This window comes from Streptomyces umbrinus (assembly GCF_030817415.1).
GTDB classification, from domain to species: Bacteria; Actinomycetota; Actinomycetes; order Streptomycetales; family Streptomycetaceae; genus Streptomyces; species Streptomyces umbrinus_A.
In genome coordinates, this window is sequence record NZ_JAUSZI010000002.1 from 2,808,722 (window position 1) to 2,828,220 (window position 19,499).

General features: G+C 70.4%; 19 protein-coding genes. 5 read left to right on the forward strand and 14 right to left on the reverse strand.

Translation table 11 applies throughout. From position 1 onward, the window contains the following. Positions 1-21: 21 nt before the first annotated feature. From QF035_RS12795 to QF035_RS12820, 6 genes are all read right to left on the reverse strand, one after another. Entirely contained in the window at positions 22-603 is a 582-nt protein-coding gene (locus QF035_RS12795; protein ID WP_307520318.1) for a sugar kinase, read from the reverse strand. Continuing rightward, complete coding sequence (locus QF035_RS12800; RefSeq protein WP_143641028.1) at positions 600-1,784, reverse strand: ROK family glucokinase; 1,185 nt, start codon at positions 1,782-1,784, stop codon at positions 600-602. The genes QF035_RS12795 and QF035_RS12800 overlap by 4 nt, the downstream gene beginning before the upstream one ends. 160 nt (positions 1,785-1,944) lie before the next feature. After that, the gene (locus tag QF035_RS12805) at positions 1,945-2,778 is read right to left on the reverse strand and encodes an ATP-binding cassette domain-containing protein (RefSeq protein ID WP_307520319.1); all 834 of its coding nucleotides are present in this window, start codon (positions 2,776-2,778) and stop codon (positions 1,945-1,947) included. Beyond that, positions 2,775-3,812, reverse strand: coding sequence for an ABC transporter permease (locus QF035_RS12810; protein ID WP_307520321.1), 1,038 nt, complete (start codon positions 3,810-3,812; stop codon positions 2,775-2,777). Before QF035_RS12810 ends, QF035_RS12805 begins: the two co-directional genes overlap by 4 nt. Next, on the reverse strand, positions 3,809-4,813 hold the full coding sequence (locus QF035_RS12815) for a sugar ABC transporter substrate-binding protein (RefSeq protein ID WP_307520322.1): 1,005 nt from the start codon (positions 4,811-4,813) through the stop codon (positions 3,809-3,811). The genes QF035_RS12810 and QF035_RS12815 overlap by 4 nt, the downstream gene beginning before the upstream one ends. Before the next feature lie 151 nt (positions 4,814-4,964). Beyond that, positions 4,965-5,702, reverse strand: a complete 738-nt coding sequence (locus QF035_RS12820; protein WP_307531085.1) for a GntR family transcriptional regulator — start codon at positions 5,700-5,702, stop codon at positions 4,965-4,967. A gap of 129 nt (positions 5,703-5,831) precedes the next feature. Here QF035_RS12820 and QF035_RS12825 point away from each other — a divergent pair, with 129 nt between their 5' ends. Then, entirely contained in the window at positions 5,832-6,845 is a 1,014-nt protein-coding gene (locus QF035_RS12825) for a Gfo/Idh/MocA family protein (RefSeq protein WP_307520323.1), read from the forward strand. Between the two features lie 196 nt (positions 6,846-7,041). On the opposite strand, the gene QF035_RS12830 is transcribed toward QF035_RS12825, so the two are convergent. The 3 genes from QF035_RS12830 to QF035_RS12840 all read right to left on the reverse strand — a co-directional run bounded on the left by QF035_RS12830 (position 7,042) and on the right by QF035_RS12840 (position 10,335). Then, positions 7,042-8,229 (reverse strand): cytochrome P450 family protein, encoded by a 1,188-nt coding sequence (locus QF035_RS12830; protein WP_307520325.1) that lies wholly within the window; start codon positions 8,227-8,229, stop codon positions 7,042-7,044. A gap of 41 nt (positions 8,230-8,270) precedes the next feature. Next, positions 8,271-8,942, reverse strand: a complete 672-nt coding sequence (locus QF035_RS12835) for a response regulator (RefSeq protein WP_307520326.1) — start codon at positions 8,940-8,942, stop codon at positions 8,271-8,273. Positions 8,943-9,069: 127 nt separating this feature from the next. Beyond that, entirely contained in the window at positions 9,070-10,335 is a 1,266-nt protein-coding gene (locus QF035_RS12840) for a sensor histidine kinase (RefSeq protein ID WP_373466639.1), read from the reverse strand. Positions 10,336-10,504: 169 nt separating this feature from the next. On the opposite strand from QF035_RS12840, the gene QF035_RS12845 reads away from it, so the two are divergent. Then, positions 10,505-10,708, forward strand: a complete 204-nt coding sequence (locus tag QF035_RS12845; protein ID WP_307520328.1) for a hypothetical protein — start codon at positions 10,505-10,507, stop codon at positions 10,706-10,708. A gap of 39 nt (positions 10,709-10,747) precedes the next feature. Here QF035_RS12845 and QF035_RS12850 read toward each other — a convergent pair whose 3' ends face one another. Continuing rightward, a complete protein-coding gene (locus tag QF035_RS12850) occupies positions 10,748-11,140 on the reverse strand; it encodes a ribonuclease domain-containing protein (RefSeq protein WP_307520330.1) in 393 nt (130 codons plus the stop codon). Between the two features lie 130 nt (positions 11,141-11,270). Next, a complete protein-coding gene (locus QF035_RS12855) occupies positions 11,271-11,900 on the reverse strand; it encodes a dihydrofolate reductase family protein (protein WP_307520331.1) in 630 nt (209 codons plus the stop codon). A 511-nt stretch (positions 11,901-12,411) separates the two neighbouring features. On the opposite strand from QF035_RS12855, the gene QF035_RS12860 reads away from it, so the two are divergent. After that, complete coding sequence (locus QF035_RS12860) at positions 12,412-13,563, forward strand: IS4 family transposase (protein ID WP_307518108.1); 1,152 nt, start codon at positions 12,412-12,414, stop codon at positions 13,561-13,563. Between the two features lie 224 nt (positions 13,564-13,787). Here the strand turns inward: QF035_RS12860 and QF035_RS12865 are convergent, their stop codons facing one another. Next, positions 13,788-14,612, reverse strand: coding sequence for an AIM24 family protein (locus QF035_RS12865; RefSeq protein WP_307520332.1), 825 nt, complete (start codon positions 14,610-14,612; stop codon positions 13,788-13,790). 135 nt (positions 14,613-14,747) lie between these two features. On the opposite strand from QF035_RS12865, the gene QF035_RS12870 reads away from it, so the two are divergent. Further along, positions 14,748-15,497, forward strand: a complete 750-nt coding sequence (locus QF035_RS12870; RefSeq protein WP_307520334.1) for an SDR family oxidoreductase — start codon at positions 14,748-14,750, stop codon at positions 15,495-15,497. Positions 15,498-15,781: 284 nt separating this feature from the next. Here the strand turns inward: QF035_RS12870 and alc are convergent, their stop codons facing one another. Continuing rightward, positions 15,782-16,912: an allantoicase gene (gene alc, locus QF035_RS12875; RefSeq protein ID WP_307520336.1), complete on the reverse strand. Its 1,131-nt coding sequence runs from the start codon at positions 16,910-16,912 to the stop codon at positions 15,782-15,784. A gap of 136 nt (positions 16,913-17,048) precedes the next feature. Further along, positions 17,049-18,398, reverse strand: a complete 1,350-nt coding sequence (allB, locus tag QF035_RS12880; RefSeq protein WP_307520337.1) for an allantoinase AllB — start codon at positions 18,396-18,398, stop codon at positions 17,049-17,051. Between the two features lie 296 nt (positions 18,399-18,694). On the opposite strand from allB, the gene QF035_RS12885 reads away from it, so the two are divergent. Continuing rightward, on the forward strand, positions 18,695-19,495 hold the full coding sequence (locus QF035_RS12885) for an IclR family transcriptional regulator (RefSeq protein ID WP_269653325.1): 801 nt from the start codon (positions 18,695-18,697) through the stop codon (positions 19,493-19,495). Positions 19,496-19,499 lie beyond the last annotated feature (4 nt).

The following is a 19,499-nucleotide window of genomic DNA, read 5'->3' on the forward strand; positions in this document are numbered from 1 at the left end:
TCGGCGGCGGAGCGGGGCGGGTCAGGGTGTCGTTCTGGAGACCACGTAGACCATGGGATGGCCGGGCTTCGTCCAGTCCACGACGATGTCCTGGGTGGGCGTCGGGTTCTTCTGCGCGTGGGTCAGACCCGACCAGGGGCCGGGGCCGGTGAACTCCCAGCCGACGACCCGCCGGTCGCGGGCGCCGATGGCGACGTCGTTCTTCTTCAGGGCGGCACGGCTGGTGCCGATGGTCTTGAGGAACTTGTCGAGACCCTCGTCGCTGGTGAGGAACTGGACGTAGAGACGGCTGGTCTTCCAGTTGTTCGTCTCGTAGTACGCGACCTCGGCCGAGGACCCCGGGATGGGGATCCGGTAGAGGCGGCGCTGGACGCGTGAGGGCCAGCCCGGCGTGAGGCCGGTCGCCGAGTACTTCTCCTCCTTGTCCTTGCCGCTGTCGCGGCTCTGGTTGGCGGAGATCACCAGGTAGCCGGCCGGGACACCGATGAGCAGCACGATGATCAGCAGGGTCAGGGAGCGGCGGCGGATCATGTGGCCGCGGTCCTCGGGCGGCCGCGGTGGCTCGTCCGGGGGCGAGGCCTGGCGCGGCAGCGAGGCCGTCACAGCGAGTCCTGTGCGGAGCGGCGCGACTCGGCGTAGCGCTCGTACCGCTCGTAGCGCTCCACCCGGCGCCGGTTGGCGCGCCGGAAGCGGCGCGCGACGAGCCGGGCGAGGTCCGCGGCGCCGACCATGCCGGCCTCGGGGCCGAGCTGGGCGCGGGCGATCCGGGCCTCGGGGCGGTAGCCGCGGCCGGTCAGGTGGCGTCGGAAGGCGTCGCGGGCCGGGCCGATCAGCAGGTCGTCGGCCGCGCTGACGCCGCCGCCGATGACGAAGCAGGAGGGATCGAGGGCCGCCGCGAGGTTGGCGATGCCGACGCCGAGCCACTGGCCGATGTCCTGGAGGAGCTCGATGCACATGGCGTCGCCCTCGCGGGCCAGCTCGGTGATCATCGGGCCGGTGATCTCGGAGATGTCGCCCTTGACGTGCTCGATGATCCCGTACGCCACCGGGGAGTCGGCGGCGGCGAGCTCGCGGGCCTCGCGGACCAGCGCGTTGCCGGAGCTGTACTGCTCCCAGCAGCCGCGGTTGCCGCAGGGGCAGCGGTGGCCGCCGGGCACGACCTGCATATGGCCGAACTCGCCGGCGACGCCGAACTTGCCGCGCTTGACCTGGCCGTCCTCCAGGATCGCGCCGCCGATTCCGGTGCCCAGCGTGATCATGACGAGGTGGTCCTCGCCGCGGCCGGCACCGAAGCGCCACTCGGCCCAGGCGGCGGTGTTGGCGTCGTTGTCCACCAGGACGGGCACGGCGAGGCGGCCCGAGATGCGGTCCCGGAGGGGCTCGTTGCGCCACGACAGGTGGGGCGCGAACAGGACGCGGTTGCGGTCCGCGTCGACCCAGCCGGCCGCGCCGATACCGACCGCGTGCACGTCGTGCCGGTCGGAGAGGTCCAGGACCAGCTCGACGATGGTGTCCTCGACGACCCTGGGGCTCTTGGACTTGTCGGGGGTCTCGGTGCGGACCTTCTCCAGGATGTTGCCGTCCGCGTCGACGACTCCCGCCATCACCTTCGTACCGCCGATGTCGATGCCGACGGTCGGGACGCGCGGCGCCGTCAGGTGTGAACGGCGCTCGCGTGTGCCCACGGTGCGCAGGACGGTGGCCCGGCGGGAGCCGATGGGGGCGCCCGCGGCTCTGGCGGAGCCGAGCGCCCTGGGGAGTGCGAGGTCGCGGTAGGTGCTCATCGCGCCGATTCTGCCGCACGTGGGGGTTTGGCCGCACGGCGGCGTCCCTCGCGCGCTTGGAGCCGCCCTGGAAGGCTGCCCGTCGTCCGCTGTCTGCGGGACCGCCGTGGCTGGTCGCGCCCACGCGGCGGAGCCGCACATCGATACGGCCCCGCGCCCCTTACAAGGCCCCGCCCGCCAGCTCGTGGCGCAGGTCGTCCAGTTCCGAGCCTCCCGCCATTTGGCGGGTCAGTTCGTCCAGAGTGATCTCGTCGCGTGTGTGGCTGCCGGTCATCGTGCCGCGCTTGAGGAGGACGAAACGGTTGCCCACGAGGTAGGCGTGATGGGGGTTGTGTGTGATCAAGACAACGCCCAGGCCCGCGTCGCGTGCGGCGGCCACATATTTGAGGACCATGCCGGACTGCTTCACCCCGAGGGCGGCGGTGGGCTCGTCGAGGACGAGGACCTTGGCGCCGAAGTGGACGGCACGGGCGATGGCCACGCACTGGCGCTCGCCGCCCGAGAGGGTGCCGATGGGCTGGTCGACGTCGCGCAGGTCGATGCCCATGCGCAGGAGTTCCGCGTGGGTCGTCCTGCGCATGAGGTCGACGTCCAGCCGTTTGAAGGGGCCCCTGCCCTTCCGCGGCTCGGAGCCGAGGAAGAAGTTGCGCCAGACCGGCATCAGGGGCACGACGGCGAGGTCCTGGTAGACCGTGGCGATCCCGCGGTCGAGGGCCTCGCGCGGGGACGCCGGACGGGCCTCCTCGCCCTCGATCCGGAAGGTGCCGGCGTCGTGCCGGTGCAGTCCCGCGATGATCTTGATCAGGGTCGACTTGCCGGCTCCGTTGTCACCGAGGACACAGGTGATCTCACCCGCGTGGACCTCCAGCGAGACACCCTCCAGGGCGCGGACGTTGCCGTAGTACTTACTGACGTCGTCGAGCTCGACGAGGGCCGTGCGCGCGGTGGCACGCGTCGTCCCGGCGGTCTCGTCCATCTCGCTGATCCGCGTCATTTCGTGGCCTCCGCGCGCTTGCGGACCCAGGCGTTCAGCAGGGTCGCGAGGAGCAGCATCGCTCCGAGGAAGAACTTGAACCAGTCGGGGTTCCACTCGGCGAACACGATGCCCTTGTCGGTCATGCCGAAGATCAGCGCGCCGACCGCCGAGCCGATGGCGGAGCCGTAGCCGCCGGTGATCAGACAGCCGCCGATGACGGCCGCGATGATGTACGTCAGCTCCTTGCCGACGCCCTCTCCGGACTGGACCACGTCGAAGGAGAAGAGCAGGTGCTGTCCGGCGATCCAGGCGGCGAGGGAGACCCCCATGTAGAGGCCGATTCTGGTCCTGTCGACCGGGACGCCGACCGCGCGGGCCGCGTCTTTTCCGCCACCGACCGCGAAGATCCAGTTGCCGACGCGGGTGCGCAGCAGGATCCAGGAGGCGAGGGCCACCAGACCGAGCCACCACAGGATGGTGATCTTGAAGTCGACGCCGCCGACCGTGAGGACGGAGGCGAAGACGGCCCTGGCGGACGCGAAGCCCTCCATGTCGGCGATCGTCTTCGTGGAGACCGTGCCGCTGATGAGCTTGGTGAAGCCGAGGTTCATTCCGGTCAGCATCAGGAAGGTGCCGAGCGTGATGATGAAACTGGGCAGCCCGGTGCGGGTCAGCATGAAGCCGTTGAAGAAGCCGATGGCGAGGGTGACCAGCAGCGAGACGCCGACGCCGACCCAGACGTTCGCGGTCATCTGAAAGCTGAACATCGAGGAGATCAGCGCGGACGACGTCACCATGACGCCCGCGGACAGGTCGAACTCGCCGCCGATCATCAGCAGCGCCACGGGCACCGCCATGATGCCGATCGTGGAGGCCGCGTACAGGACAGTGCTCAGCCCGGCCGCCCGTACGAAGCTGTCGGCGACCAGCGCGAAGAACAGGAAGACGGCGAGCGCGCCGACCACCGAGCCGAGTTCGGGGCGGCCCAGCAGCCTGCGCAGCGGCGAGGTCCGCAGGAGCCGTTCGTCCACCATGAGGGCCGTCGCGGTCATCGGGTCCCCCGCTCCGCGTACTGCTCCAGTGCGGCGGCCTGGTCCTTGGTGATGATCTGCGGTCCGGTGAGGACGGGCCTGCCGCCGCCGAGGGTGTCGGCGTTGTACTTGTGCAGCCAGAGCAGGTCCACGGCCTCGTACCCCTGGAGGTACGGCTGCTGGTCGACGGCGAAGCCGAGGGTGCCGTCCTTGAGCGAGGCCGCCACCTTGGCGTTGAGGTCGAAGGTGACTGTCTCGGCCTCGCTGCCCGCGTCCTGTCTGGCCTTCACGGCGGTGCCGGCATAGGGGGCGCCGAGGGTGACGACCGCGTCCACGGACCGGTCGGCCTGGAGCTTGGCGCCGATGGAGGCCTGCACGGCGGACATGTCGGTGCCCTCGACGTACAGGTTCCGTACGGTGCCGTCGAAGGTCTTCCTGACGCCTGCGCAACGCTGCTCGTGGCCGACGTTGCCCTGTTCGTGGAGGACGCAGAGGGTCTTCTTCCGGCCACGGCGGTTCAGCTCCTCGCCGACGGCCTCGCCAGCGATCGTCTCGTCCTGGCCGATGTGGGTGAGGGCACCGAACGCCTTGGACTCCGCGGAGCCGGAGTTCACGGTGATCACGGGTATGCCGGCCTTCGTGGCGCGCGCGAGGGCGGCCTTCATGGCGTCGGGCTTGGCGAGCGTGACGATGATGCCGTCGACGCCCTTGTCCACGGCGGCGTCGACGAGCTGCGCCTGCTGCTGGGCCTCGTCGTCGTGCGAGTACAGGAACTTGATGTTGTCCTTGACCGCGGCCTGCTCGGCGCCGTTCTGGACGATGTCCCAGAACGTGTCGCCATCACCCGAGTGGGTGATCATCGCGAAGGTCCAGCGGGGCGTGTCCACCGCGGCCCCGCCCTGGGCGGACGCCGCCTTGCGAGCGTCCTCGGCGCGTTTGCCGCCGGTACTGCTGCACCCGGCCAGGGACGCGCCGAGCGCCCCTGCCACCGCGATGCCGACCCAGGTCCGAAACCGTGCCACGAAGCCGTGCCCTTCTTGAATCCGATACATGGAGGTACCAAGTATCGAACACGGCGATCACCCATTCGGACGGCGGGTACCGCGCGAGCACATCACGGCGACCCGGGCGCGCCCGTGGCGCACGCCGAGTCGTACGCCGAGTCGTACGAGGTCAGGGGCGTACGAGCAGCTGGAACTCGAAGGAGTAGCGCGAGGCGCGGTAGGTGTGGGTGCCGAACTCGACGGCCCGGCCCGTGTCGTCGAAGGTGGTGCGCTGCATGGTGAGCAGCGGGGCCCCCTCGGGCTCGCCGAGGCGCTCGGCCTCCACGGTCGTGGCGGCGCGTGCACCGACGGACTGGCGGGCGCTGTGCAGGGTGATGCCCGCGGCGCGCATCAGCCGGTACAGACCGGTGGCCTCCAGCTGCGAGCTGTCCAGGTCGAGAAGACCGGGCGGCATGAAGTTGCAGAGGTACGCCATCGGCTCGCCGTGGGCCAGACGCAGCCGCTCCACCCTGTGTACGTCACTGCCCTCGGCCACCGAGAGGGCGGCGGCGACCTCGGCCGACGCCGGGACGACGGTGTTGACGAGGACATGGGTCGCCGGGCGCTGACCGGCCGCCTCCAGGTCGTCGTAGAGGCTGCTCAGCTCCAGTGGTCGCTTGACCTGGCTGTGCACGACCTGGGTGCCGACGCCTCGACGGCGTACAAGAAGGCCCTTGTCGACCAGTGACTGGATGGCCTGGCGGACCGTGGGCCGGGACAGGCCGAGGCGTCCGGCGAGCTCGATCTCGTTGCCCAGCAGGCTGCCCGGAGTCAGGGCGCCGTGCTCGATCGCGGCTTCGAGCTGCTGGGCGAGCTGGAAGTACAGCGGCACCGGGCTGTTCCGGTCGACGCTGAGCTGGAGCGGCACGGTCGGGTCCACGTCTGGTTTGGGCACGGGGCCGAGCGTAGCTCCGGGGGATGATGACGGGAAGTTGTGAGGTTCGATTGTCCGGACAAAGCGTTGACAGGGTGTAGGGTCCGCCCTCAGTTTGGTCCCATGCGCATCGGACTCATCGGGACGGGTCGAATTGGTACATTTCACGCGACCGCCCTCAGCCGGCACCGCGAGGTCGGCGGCTCTCTCATCGTCACGGACGCGGACACCGCACGCGCCCGTCGGCTCGCGGACCGCTTGGGCGCCACGGCGGCGCCCGGCGTGGACGAGATCTTCACCTGGGGCGTGGACGCCGTGGTGATCACGGCCGCCACCTCAGCCCACGGCGAACTGATCGGTCGGGCAGCACGGGCCGGGCTTCCGGTGTTCTGCGAGAAGCCCATCGCCCTCGACCTGCAGGACACGTTAACGGCCATCGCGGAGGTCGAGACTGCGGGAACGATCCTGCAGATGGGGTTCCAGCGGCGTTTCGACTCCGGGTACACGGCCGCGCGGGAAGCGGTGCGCTCCGGCTCGCTCGGGCGGCTGCACACCGTGCGCGCCATGACCTCCGACCAGTCTCCGCCGCCGGTCGCCTACCTGCCGCTGTCCGGCGGGCTGTACCGGGACACGCTGGTGCACGACTTCGACATGCTCCGCTGGGTGACGGGCCGCGAGGTCACCGAGGTGTGCGCGATGGGCTCGGACGCCGGGCCCTCCATGTTCCGCGACGCGGGCGACATCGACACGGCCGCGGCCGTCCTCACCCTGGACGACGGCACGCTCGCCTCCGCTACGGCGACCCGGCTCAACGGCGCCGGGTACGACGTACGCATGGAGCTGGCCGGGGAGCTGGACCAGATCGGGGTCGGGCTCGACGACCGTACGCCGATCGCCTCCACGGAGCCGGCCGGGCCGCCTGCCGCGACGAAGCCGTGGACCGGGTTTCTTGAGCGGTTCGGGCCCGCGTACGAGGCTGAGCTGCATGCGTTCGTCGAGGTCGTGCGGGGGGAGCGGGCCAATCCCTGTGACGGGCGTGAGGCGTTGCAGGCGCTGCGGATTGCTGAGGCCTGCGAGTTGTCTCGGCGCGAGCGCCGCGTCGTGCGTCTTGGGGAGATCGCGGGGCCGCGGGACTGAGGGGATTTCTCGCCCCCGCCGCCCCTACCCATTCCCGTCCCTTTCGGGGGTCAGCCCCCGAACCCCCGCTCCTCAAACGCCGGACGGGCTGAATTTCAGCCCGTCCGGCGTTTGAGGACGAGCGCGTCAGCGCGAAACGGGGGCCTGGGGGCGGAGCCCCCAGGGACGGGACGGGTAGGGGCGGCGGGGGCGAGAATCATCCCCAGCGGAGCGGCAGGCTTCGTACCCCCCGCATCAGCATCCCCGGCAGCCAACCCCCGGCCGGGCCGTCCAGCGCCAGGTCGGGGCAGCGATCCAGCAAGGTGCGGAGCGCCACCCGCGCTTCGAGGCGGGCCAGCGGGGCGCCCAGGCAGTAGTGGATGCCGTGGCCGAAGGCGACGTGGCCACGGGCGTCGCGCCGGATGTCGAAGCGGTCGGGGGCCGGATAACGGACCCCGTCGCGATCGGCCGCGGTGAGCCCGACCATCACCGCCTCCCCCGCCCCGACGGCCGTACCGCCGATGTCCAGAGGCTCCGCCGCGTACCGGAATGTCGCGTTCTCCACCGGCCCCTCGTACCGGAGCATCTCCTCCACAGCACCGTCGAGCAGTGTCATGTCGCCCCGCAGCGCGGCGAGTTGGTCGGGATGGGTGAGCAGCGCGTGGACGCCCCCGGCGAGGAGGTTGACCGTCGTCTCGTGACCGGCGATGAGCAGCACGAACGCCATGCCGCGCAGTTCCTGCGGCGAGAGCCGGTCGCCGTCCTCGGCGGTCGTGCGGATGAGGCTGCTGAGCAGGTCGTCGGCGGGCCCGGCGCTCTGCTTGTACTCGATCAGGTCGTTGAGATACGCGGCGAGTTGGACGAACGCCTCGTACTCACTCTCCCCGCTGGTCGGCGCGACGGCCTCCGACGAGATCGCGCGGAACGCCGCCCGGTCGATCTCCGGCACCCCGAGCAGTTCGCAGATGACGGTGAGGGGCAGCGGATAGGCGAAGCACGCCACGAAGTCGGCGCGGCCGCGCGGCAGCATCTCGTCGAGCAGGGTGTCCGTGATCTCCTGGACACGTGGCCTGAGCTTCTCCACCCGGCGCCCGGTGAACTCACGGGCGATGAGGGACCGCAGCCGTGTGTGCTGCGGCGGGTCGGCGACCAGCAGGTACTTCCCGATCAGCTGCTCGTCGAGGAACGTCACGCCGATCTTCCGGCCGTCCTTGGCGAGACGAGGGTCGGCGAGCGCGGCCCGCGCCTCCTCGTACCCGACGATCAACCAGGTCTCGTGGTGCGCGTCGGGTGCCGGCAACCGCACCCGGTGGACCGGTCCGAGCGCGCGCAGTTCCGCGTACACCGGATGCGGGTCCTCCGTGAAAGCCGGCCCGTACTTCCCGAGATCGATCACGTCCACCATGCGCTTCCCCCTCCGTCCACTCCAACGGCCACGGCCCTCGGCTAGTGCCCGTCCTCCTCCAGGAGTCCGGCGTCGTACGTCAACAGAGCGATCTGCACACGGTTGTTGAGGTCGAGCTTGGCGAGGATGCGGGAGACGTGCGTCTTGACGGTGGCGATGCTCATGAACAGTTCGGTCGCGATCTCGGCGTTCGAACGGCCCTGGCCGACGGCGACGGCGACCTCGCGCTCACGGTCGTTGAGCGTGGCGACGCGCGTACGGGCGCTCGTGCGCCTGGTGTCGGCGGAGGTGCCCGCGGCGTGGGCCATCAACTGCCGGGTCACGGTGGGCGAGAGCACGGGATCGCCGGCCGCGACCCGGCGTACCGCGTCGAGGATCTCCGCGGGCGGGGTGTCCTTGAGGACGAAACCGGCCGCGCCCGCGCGCAGCGCCCGCAGCACCTGGTCGTCGGCGTGGAAGGTGGTCAGGACGATGATCTGCGGGGCGTCCTTGCGGATCCGGAGCCGTTCGGTGGCCGCGAGTCCGTCCACCGTGGGCATCCGGATGTCCATGAGCACCACGTCGGGGCGCGTACGGTCGACCAGCGCCTCGACCTCGCTGCCGTCGGCGGCCTCGCCCACGATCTCGAGGTCGTCGGCGCCGCCCATCATGAAGGAGAGGCCGGCCCTGACCAGTGGGTCGTCGTCGACGAGGAGCAGACGGATCGGAGTCATGGGCTTACCGTAGTGACCCTTCTTCGCCTGACCTCCTGCTTTTCCCCAGCTCATCCGCGGAAGTGCCCCCTCACTCGGTCGTCATGGCCGCGCGCGGCTCACGCTCCGGCGCGGATCGAGGGCGCGCTCACCCCCAGGGCAGCCACGCGCTCACCTGGAAGCCGCCGTCCTCCCCGGGCCCGTGCTCGAAGCGCCCGCCCGCGAGCGTGGCTCGTTCGGTGAGACCGATGAGCCCCTGGCCGGAACCGGGGACATGGGGCACGTCGCCGGGCGGCGGCGGATTGCGTACGGAGATGGTGAGACCGTCGCCCGGAACCCCGGCCACCGTGACCGTGACCTCCGCGCCCGGGGCGTGCTTGCGGGCATTGGTCAGGCCCTCCTGGGCGATGCGGTAGGCGGTGCGGCCGACGGAGGCGGGGACCGTGCCGGCGTCCGTGACGCGGTTGTCCAGCGTGACCTTCATGCCGGCCTCACGGCTCTCGGAGACCAGCCCCTCCAGAGCTTCGAGGGTCGGCTGCGGCCGCCCGGACTCCTCGGCGCCGTCACCGGAGGCCCGCAGTACGCCGATGATCTCCCGCAGATCCTGCAGTGCCTCGTGCGCGCTCTCCCGGATGACCCCCGCGGCCCGCTCCACCTCGGCCCGGGGCGCGTCCGGGCGGAACTCCAGCGCCCCGGCGTGCACGCTGAGCAGGGTCAGCCGATGGGCCAGGACGTCGTGCATCTCGCGCGCGATCGCTTCCCGGGCCAGCCGCTGGGCCTGCTCGGCCCGCAGCGCCGACTCGGTCTCGGCCCGCAGCGCCCGGTCCCGCAGGCTCAGCATGAGCTGACGTTTGGACCGTACGAACATCCCCCAGCCGACCAGGGCGCCGGTCAGGAGCCCGGCGAAGGCGAGGGACAAGATGTAGGACAGGTCTGAATCGGGCCGCAGCCAGTAGAAGAGAGGCGTCGCGGCCAGGGAGACGCCGCTCGTCCAGGCGACGTACTTGAAGGGCCGGTGCACCGCGAGCGTGAACAGGGCCACCACGCCCGCGCCGCCCGCGGTGTTCGAGAGGAAGGAGACCGGGACCATCGCCACGGCGAGGCCGAGCGGCCAGCGTCGCCGGAGCCAGACGGCCGCGCAGGCGAGAGCCCCGAGCCACTGGTCGACGACCTCGAGCGGGTACGGCGTGTTCGGCTCCTTGGGCAGCGCGTCCGCACCGAGAAGGCCGACGGCGACGGCCACCAGGAAACAGGTGAAGTCGACGATCCAGTCACGCGCGGTGCGCTTAGGGCGTCCCGTCCGGCCGACGCTGTCCGGGTCGAGCTCCGCGGTGATGGCCGACGGCAGAAACCACCGGCGTCCGGGGAGAGGCGGCGGTTTCGGCAGATGCCCGGTGTCACTCACAATCGACAAATCTACGCACCGCCGTCCGCTCGCACCGCCCCGGCGCCTGATCAACGACCAAAGTCGCGGCACGTCAGACTTTGGGCGCGGCCTCACCGGACCGGTCCGGGACTTCCGTCGGACATGCCTCGCCCCGCGGCCGATGAGAGTGGGGGGTCCGCGGGGCGAGGATCCTTGTATGAAGCAGGCGCTGGAGTTTCTCGGTGTGATCGCCCTCGTCCAGGGCGTGGCGGGCCTGGTGTACGAGTTCACCGGCCGGCTGCGCGGCTGGGGCCTCGTACAACGGCTCGACCTCCTCGACGGCCGCGAGATCTACGGGAGCGTCGCACTGCTCGTACTGGCGTTCGCGCTGTTCGCGGCGGCCGAGAGCCGGAAGACCTGACAAACGAGGACCGGGCTTCCGGCGAACACCTCGTCCCGGTCAGCAGCTGTAGTTGACCAGCTTGAACGAGGCGTAGTGGTCGGAGGTGTAGTAGTCCTCCTGGCTCCTGTTGCCGGTGACGATGCGACGCGCACCGCGCGTGGACGAACCGGGCGTGATCACCGTGTACTCGTGGTAGTAGCCGGTGCTCTGCGAGGGCAGGATGCCTTCCCTGTTCTGGAAGACGCTGCCGTCCTGGGAGTAGGGGTAGGGACCGCCCTGCTCGATGAGGTCGAGCGTGTCGTGCGCCTGGGACGGCAGTGATCCGTAGCAGATGCTGCCGACGGCGGTCACCGCCGCGTTCGCGGGAACGGTGGCGGCGCCGCCGATGAGCAGGGCGGATGTGAGGGCGACCAGAGCGCCGATGCGAGTGGTGCGTGGGGGGAATCTCATGCGCTCTAGCATGACGCGCGTAGACCATGGCATGTCAATGTCAAGGACGGTCATTTCGTCCCGCAAGTCGGATGAGTTTTCCGGGAGTTAACCTCCGCCACGAGACCCCCGCACGGGACCGCCCCGGCCGCTACGCGCTCCCCTCCGGCAGTTCGTACGTGCCGTACTCCGGGCGTCCTGCCAGGTCGTACGTGTGGATGGCGACGCCCTTGCTCGTGAGCCGCGCGCCGGCGTGCCTGAACGCGGTCGGCACGGCGCCCTCGGCGAAGAGACGGCGGCCCGTGCCGAGTACGACCGGGAAGGACAGCAGGTGCACGGTGTCGACGAGGTCGAGCGCGAGGAGGGACTGGGCGAGGGCGGCACTGCCGTGGACCTGGAGCTCCCCCTCGGTGTTCTCCTTGAGCGCGGTGACCTCCTTGGCGAGATCGCCGCTGATCACCGTCGTGCCAGCCCATTCGGGCTGAGTGATGCTCGACGAGGCGACGTACTTCGGCAGGGAGTTGAGCTTCCCCGCGACCGGGTCGGCCGGGTCGGTCACCTTCGGCCAGAACCCGGCGAAGATCTCGTACGTGTGGCGGCCGAGCAGGAAGGCGCCCGCGCGGCCGAAGACCTCGGTGATGAACTGCCCGAAGTCCTCGTCGCCGTACGGGAAACTCCATCCGCCGTGCTCGAACCCGTCACGGCGGTCCTCTTCCCGGCCGCCCGGGGCCTGGTGGACGCCGTCGAGAGTGACGAAAGCGGTGAGACTCAGCTTGCCCATGACGTGCCTTCTTCCGAAGCGGGGTGTCCTGTCATCAGCTCAGACCGTCTGGACACCCGCAACTCATCGGCCGCCCGCCGATGGATCTGCCCCGCGCGTACGTCTGCGGATCCGATGCGCGCGCCTTCGGGGCTAGGGCCTGTCTGACAATTCCCGTCGTCGCCCGGAGGGCGGCCTCGCGGCGTCAGGTGCGTGCTCTCGGCGTGCCGGGCGTAGAGCCTCGTACTGGACGTACTTGGCTCTGCGCCCGGTGCGGCGAGAGTGCGTGCATGGCGTCGTGAGGCTGGGGGCACCTCCCGGCCGGAGGCTGGGGGCACCTCCCGGCCGGAGGCTGGGGGCACCTCCCGGCCGGAGGCTGGGGGCACCTCCCGGCCGGAGGCTGGGGGCACCTCCCGGCCGGAGGCTGGGGGAGGGAATTGTCAGACAGGCCCTAGGGGCAATGCCGTTGCTTTTGCCTTGGGCGTAGGCTGGTTGGGAGTGGGTCCCGGGGGTGGTGCGGGTGGCCGCGAGTGTGTCTGACTTATCGGGTCTGGGGCTGTTGACCTGGGTGTATCCGCCGGGGTTGGTGGATCGGGTGGTGGCAGCGTGTGGCCGGTCCGAGCGGCGTAAGCGGCTGCTGCCCGCCCGGCTGGTGGTGTACTTCGTGCTGGGGCTGGCGCTGTTCTCTCCCGCCCCGTATCTAGAAGTGATGCGGCACCTGGTCGCGGGGCTTCGCGGTCTGGGACTGCTGGGTGACTGGCATGTTCCGGCGAAGTCGTCACTGTTTCGGGCCCGGCAGCGGCTGGGATCCGAGCCGCTGCGGGTGCTGTTCGCCACGACCGCGAAGCCGATGGCCACCGAGGCGACTCCGGGGGCGTTCTGGCGGGGCCTGCGGGTTCTGGCGGTGGACGGGACCTGCTGGGATGTCGCCGACAGTGAGGCCAATCAAGCGGCCTTCGGCCGTCCCGGCAACGGTCGTGGGACCGGCCGGAGCGCCTTTGTGCAGGTGCGGATGGCCGCCTTGGTGGAGGTGGGCAGCCATGCAGTGCTGGACGCCGAACTCGCCGGCTGCCGCACCGGGGAAGTGACCCTGGTGGGCCGCCTGCCCCGCTCCTGCGGGCCAGGCCAACTCGTGCTGGCCGACCGCGAGTTCCTCGGCGTCCCGCTGTGGCAGGCCTTCACCGCCACCGGCGCCGACCTGCTGTGGCGGGTGCCCGCCAACCGTGTCCTGCCCATCGACAGGCCACTGCGCGACGGGTCCTGGATCTCACGCATCCATGCCGGCACCGACGCCTCCCACCGCAACCCGGTCACCGTGCGTGTCCTGGCCTACCAGCTCAAAGACACGGCCCAGGACTACCGCCTGATCACCACTCTCCTGGACGCCCGCCGCTATCCGGCCCGGCAACTGGCCGCCCTCTACCGCGAACGCTGGGAGATCGAATCCGTCTTCGCCGAGATCAAAACCCACCAGCGCGGCGCGAAGGTGGTCCTCAGCAGCAAGACACCCGACGGTGTCCTGCAACAGATCTGGGCCCATCTCCTGGTCCACCATGCACTGCGGGAACTGATGCTCAGAACCGCGGCTACCCGCCAACTCGACCCCGACCGCATCTCCTTCACCGAGACCCTGCGCTCCGCCCGCCGCAGTGTGACCGTCACGCCCGGCAGCTTTTCCCCCTGACCTCCTGGTCCAGGCCTTGCGATTACTCCAGGAAGACCTGCTGGAAAGACTCCTCCCCGCCAGACGCCTGCGCAGCCAGCCCCGCGTCGTCAAACGAAAGATGTCCAACTACTGGCTCAAACGGGCTGAACACCGCCACTGGCCCCAGCCCACCCGCACCGGCACCCAAGCCATCCTCATCAAACGACCCCAACCCACAGACCCATAACGCAACGGCATTGGCCCTAGCCCGCGTTCGTCGAGAAGAGGCCGCCCGTCGGGCCCTGCTTGTCGCCGCCCTGGGCCTTTCTGAGGGCGTTGGCCAGGCTCTCGATGGTGAGGGACTGCAGGATCACTCGGCCGTTGCCCTCCAGGGTGGCGAGGGAGAGGCCCTCGCCTCCGAAGACGGCGTTCATCACGCCCTGCCGGTTGAGCCCGCCGACGCGCTGGACCCCGTACTGGATGCCCTCCTCGAAGGCCACGACACAGCCCGTGTCCACGTCGACACGGCCGCCGAAGTCGGCGGGGTTCAGGTCGATGAAGTTGCCCGCGCCCGCGATGATCACGGTGCCCCGGCCGGTGAACTTCTCCAGGACGAAGCCCTCGCCGCCGCTGCGGCCGGTCCTGCCGCCCTGGAAGGCGATGCCGAATTCGACGGTGGACTCGGCCGCGACGAAGGCGTCCTTCTCCGCGAACCACGCGCGCGTGCCGTCCAGCTCCAGGGCCCGCATCTCACCCGGCAGCACACCCGCGAACCCGACGGTGCCCTCGCCGCCGGTCGACGTGAAGTACTGGAACGCCAGCGACTCGCCCGCGAGCGCGCGCTGGCCGACCTGCATGGCCGTGCCCATGGCCTGCCGCAGCATTCCGCCCATGCCTCCGCTCGTGCCGCCCGCGCCGTCCTGAGGCTGACCGCCGGCGCCCGAAGGCCCGGAGAGCCGTGTCTCCATGGTCACGTTCGCCGTCTTGAACAGGAACTTTCCCGCCTCGCAGTACACCGTCCGGCCGGGCTGCAGGCTGACGACCGCCATCTGCATGGCGTTGCCGACGATTTCTTGCTGAAGAGTCACGACGGGAGAACGCTTGAAGCGGAGGGGAGAGTTCCGGACACCCTCCACACGGGTGACCTCGGTGGTTCGCGTTCTCGCGACCTCGGTGTCCGTTCGCCGCCAGCACTTCGCCTGCCCGGCCGCTGGGATGGACCCATGACCTCACAAGCCACCATCAACGGAACAGTGGCCCTCGTGACCGGCGGCAGCCGCGGGATCGGTGCGGCGACCGCCGTTCGGCTCGCCCGGGAGGGCGCGGATGTCGCCCTGACCTACGTACGCGACAAGGAGGCCGCCTGCGACGTCGTTGACCGGATCCGGGCGCTGGGGCGGCGGGCCCTCGCCCTCCGCGCGGATGCCGCCGACGCGGAGGAGGCCGCCGGTGCCGTGGAGCGCGCGGCGGAGGGGCTCGGGCGTCTCGACGTCCTCGTCAACAATGCGGGCGTCGGGCTGCTCGGGCCCCTCGACAGCCTCACCCTCGCGGACGTCGACCGGGTTCTCGCCGTGAACGTGCGCGGTGTCTTCCTCGCCTCTCAGGCCGCGGCCGCGCGTATGGAGCGTGGCGGGCGGATCATCACCATCGGTACGTGTATGACGCAGCGTGTGCCTGGGCCCGGTGGCACGCTGTACGCCACCGGGAAGTCCGCCCTGGTCGGGCTGACCAAGGCGTTGGCGAGGGAGTTGGGTGAGCGGGGGATCACGGCGAACATCGTGCATCCTGGGCCGATCGATACGGATATGAATCCGGCGGGTGGGCCTTATGCGGGGGGTCAGGCCGCGATGACTGCGGTGGGGCGGTTCGGGACGGTCGAGGAGGTTGCCTCGGCGGTGGCTTATCTGGCGGGGGTGGAGGCGGGGTACGTCACCGGGGCGGAGTTCTCGGTGGACGGGGGTCACGCGGCCTGACTCCGGCGGGGCGGGTTTTTCTCGCCCCCGCCGCCCCTACCCTCCCCCACTCTCGGCTTCGCTCGAGCGGGGGGACCCCCATCGTCACTTCCTCAGGGGCTCCGCCCCCGAACCCCCGCTAAAAGATTGCGCAGTTCCCCGCGCCCCTAGGTCTCTAGGGGCGCGGGGAACTGCGCGACCAGCCACAGCCGGCCCGCACCCGAAATCACAACCCCACGGGGTCTGGGGCGGAGCCCCAGGGGACGGGAATGGGTAGGGGCGGCGGGGGCGGAGAACTCCCCGGATCAGCCGCCGAGCTCCTGGTGGCGGGCCGTCAGGCGGGCCTCGCCCTCCTCCGTCAGGGAACCGAACAACCGCAGCCGCGAGATGCCTCCGTCGGGGAAGATGTCGACGCGCGCGTGCGTGCCGACGGACGGGGCGCCGAGGACGAACCGGTGGTTCGTGTCGGGCTGGAGGCGGGTGCGGGGCAGGACCTCGCCCCACTCCCCGTCCACACCGTCCCGCACCGAAACAGCCGCCCACCCGGCCGAGTTGCCCTTCAGATACGCCGTATCGATCTCGATGGCGCGGATCTCGGACCGCGCTACGAGCTGGTAGCGAATCCAGTCGTGCCCCTGATCCCGCCGCCGTCGCGTCTCCCACCCGTCGTCCATCTTGCGGGACCGCCCTGGCTGGATGGTGTTGGTGGCGGGTGAGTAGAAGAGGTTGGACGCGTCCTCGACCTGCCCGCCGTTCTCCAGGGCGACGACGTCGAAGGTGCCGAGGACCGACAGCCACCGCGGGTCGGGGACGACCTCGCCGTACACGCGAAGGCGCGCGATCCCACCGTCCGGGTGCTGGTTGACGCGGAGATGGGTGATGCGCTGCTCCACGTCGACGGCGAAGCCGTTGGCCGCGTGGCCGCCGACCGCCGTGCGGGGTACGAGCGTCGTCCACTTCACGTCGTCCGCGAGGAGTTCCTCGGGGGACGGGGAGCCGGGGACCGAGGCACCCTCGACGGACACCGCCTGCGGATAGTTGCCGCGGAAGTGGGCGGTGTCGATGACGATGCCCCGTACGACACCGGGCGCACCGAGGCGTACGAGCGCCCAGTCGTGGTCGTCGGCCGTGGGCCACGGGTGCTCGGCGGAGGCACCGCGCCTGCGCCGGGTCTCCCAGCCGTCCATGATCTTGCCCTTGTGTCCGAAGTGCTCGGGGTCGAACTCGGCCCGCTCGGGCAGGAGCAGGTTCTCGCGCTGGGCGAAGAACTCGTCGTTGGCGGCGATGACCCCGGCGCCGAGCTGCCGGTCGGCGAGGTTGGCGTACTGGGTGAAGGGGAAGTCGGCGCTGCGGTGGTCCGCGTACGGGTCGCCGCCTCCGTAGGGGTTCGCGTCGCCGGTGAAACGGGCCAGGGGGGATCGGTGCTGCGCCGTCACAGTGATCAGGTCTGCCTTTCGGGAGTCGGCCGCTGCGGGTGCGGGTTCGTGCGCGAATCGCTGGTACGGGTACCGGCTCTTCTTCCTCTTTCAATGGACGTACAAGGGGCTCGCAGTGGGTGATGTCGAGGGCGAACTACGGTTGCCTGGACAGCAGTTGGCCTATCGGGTCAGCGAACTCCCCGTCCGCCACGATGCGTTCGCCGCGCAGCCAGGTGGACCTCACGACTCCGTGCAGCGTTCGGCCCGCGTACGCGGTGACCCGGTTGCGGTGCTGGAGCGCGGCGGGGTCGACGGTGAAGGTCTCGTCGGGTGCGAGGACGGCGAAGTCGGCGTCGTGGCCGACCGCTATGGCGCCCTTGCGGTCGTCGAGTCCGACCAGGCGGGCCGTGCGCGAGGACATCCAGCGGACCACGTCCTCCAGGCCGTAGCCGCGCCTGCGGGCCTCGGTCCAGACGGCGGACAGGCTGAGCTGGAGGCCGGAGATGCCGCCCCACGCGGTCGCGAAGTCGTCGGTCTTGAGGTCCGCCGTCGACGGGGAGTGGTCGGTGACCACGCAGTCGATCGTGCCGTCGGCCAGCGCCTGCCACAGCAGGTCCTGGTTGGCGGCCTCGCGGATCGGCGGGCAGCACTTGAACTCGCTTGCCCCGTCCGGGACTTCCTCGGCCGTCAGGGTCAGATAGTGGGGGCAGGTCTCGACCGTGATGCGTACGCCCTCGGCCTTGGCGGCGGCGATCAGCGGCAACGCGTCGCTGGACGACAGGTGCAGCACGTGGACGCGCGCGTTGAGACGCTTGGCCTGGGCGATGAGGCTCGCGATGGCGGTGTCCTCGGCGTCCCGCGGCCGTGAGGCGAGGAAGTCGGCGTACTTCTGGCCGCTCTTCTGCGGGGCCGCCGCGAGGTGGTGCGGGTCCTCGGCGTGCACGATCAGCAGCCCGTCGAATCCGGCGATCTCCGCGAGGGACAGGGCGAGTTGCTCCTGGTCAAGCTCGGGGAACTCGTCGACACCGGAGGGCGACAGGAACGCCTTGAAGCCGAAGACGCCCGCGTCGTGCAGGGGCCGCAGATCCTTGACGTTGTCGGGCAGGGCGCCGCCCCAGAAGCCGACGTCGATGTGCGCCTTGGAGCGGGCGACGTCCTTCTTGGTGCGCAGGTGGTCGACCGTCGTGGTCGGAGGCAGGGAGTTGAGGGGCATGTCGACCAGGGTCGTGATACCGCCGGCCGCCGCGGCGCGCGTGGCGGTCCAGAAGCCCTCCCACTCCGTGCGGCCCGGGTCGTTGACGTGCACGTGGGTGTCGACGAGGCCCGGCAGCAGGACGTCATCACCGAAGTCCTCCAGCCGGGCTCCGGCCGGCATCTCGGCGTCGTGCGCGAGCACGGCCGTGATCTTTCCCCCGGAGACGGCGACCGAGGCGGCCCGCGTCCCTTCGGGGGTGATCACGCGCGTCGAGCGCAGGATCAATTCGCCCCATCCGTCGTCGGACACCCGGACCCCTCTCCATGCCGCACGTCTCTCCACGCCGCACATGTCTCTGTGCCGCGCGCCGCCTTCCGCCGTTTACTTCCACGTAACGGAATTCAACGTTCTGTTGAAGGAGTCTTCACTCCTCGCTCCACGCCGTCAAGAGTCACCTTCTCGACCGACCGTCACCGGTGAATTCCCTGGACGTTTCCACAAAGCGGAATTACACTTCCACCAAGCAGAACGTAACCACACCGAGCCGTGCAGTCAACCAACTGCCGGGTAGGCTGCCTCCCTGCCCGTCTGAAAGGACCGCGCCCGTGCCGACGTCCAGCGCCAGCACCACCGACGCCAAGCCAGCCGCCGCCTCCGGTGGCGTCCAGTCTCTTGAGCGCGCCTTCGATCTGCTGGAGCGGATGGCGGACGCGGGCGGTGAGGTCGGGCTGAGCGAGTTGTCCGCGAGCAGCGGGCTGCCGCTGCCCACCATCCACCGTCTCATGCGCACGCTCGTGGCCTGCGGATATGTGCGCCAGCAGGCCAACCGGCGCTATGCGCTCGGCCCGCGTCTGATCCGGCTCGGCGAGTCCGCGTCCCGGCTGCTCGGCACCTGGGCCCGCCCCTATCTGGCGCGCCTGGTCGAGGAGACCGGCGAGACGGCGAACATGGCACTGCTGGACGGCGACGAGATCGTGTACGTGGCGCAGGTGCCGTCCAAGCACTCGATGCGGATGTTCACCGAGGTGGGCCGCCGGGTGCTGCCGCACTCCACGGGCGTCGGCAAGGCCCTGCTCGCGCACGTCCCGGCGGACGAGGTGCGCGCCCTCCTGTCCCGTACGGGCATGCCCGCGGCGACGGAGAAGACGATCACGACCCCGGACGAGTTCCTCAGCGCGCTCGAAGAGGTACGGAGCGCCGGGTACGCGGTGGACGACAACGAGCAGGAGATCGGGGTCCGCTGCCTCGCCGTCTCCGTGCCCAACTCCCCCACCGCCGCGGCGATTTCGATCTCCGGTCCGGCCGGCCGCGTCACCGAGACGGCGACGGAGCGAATCGTGCCGGTGCTCCAGCAGGTCGCGGTGGAGCTGTCGGAGGCCCTGGCCAGCTCGGGATCGACGACCTGAGCGC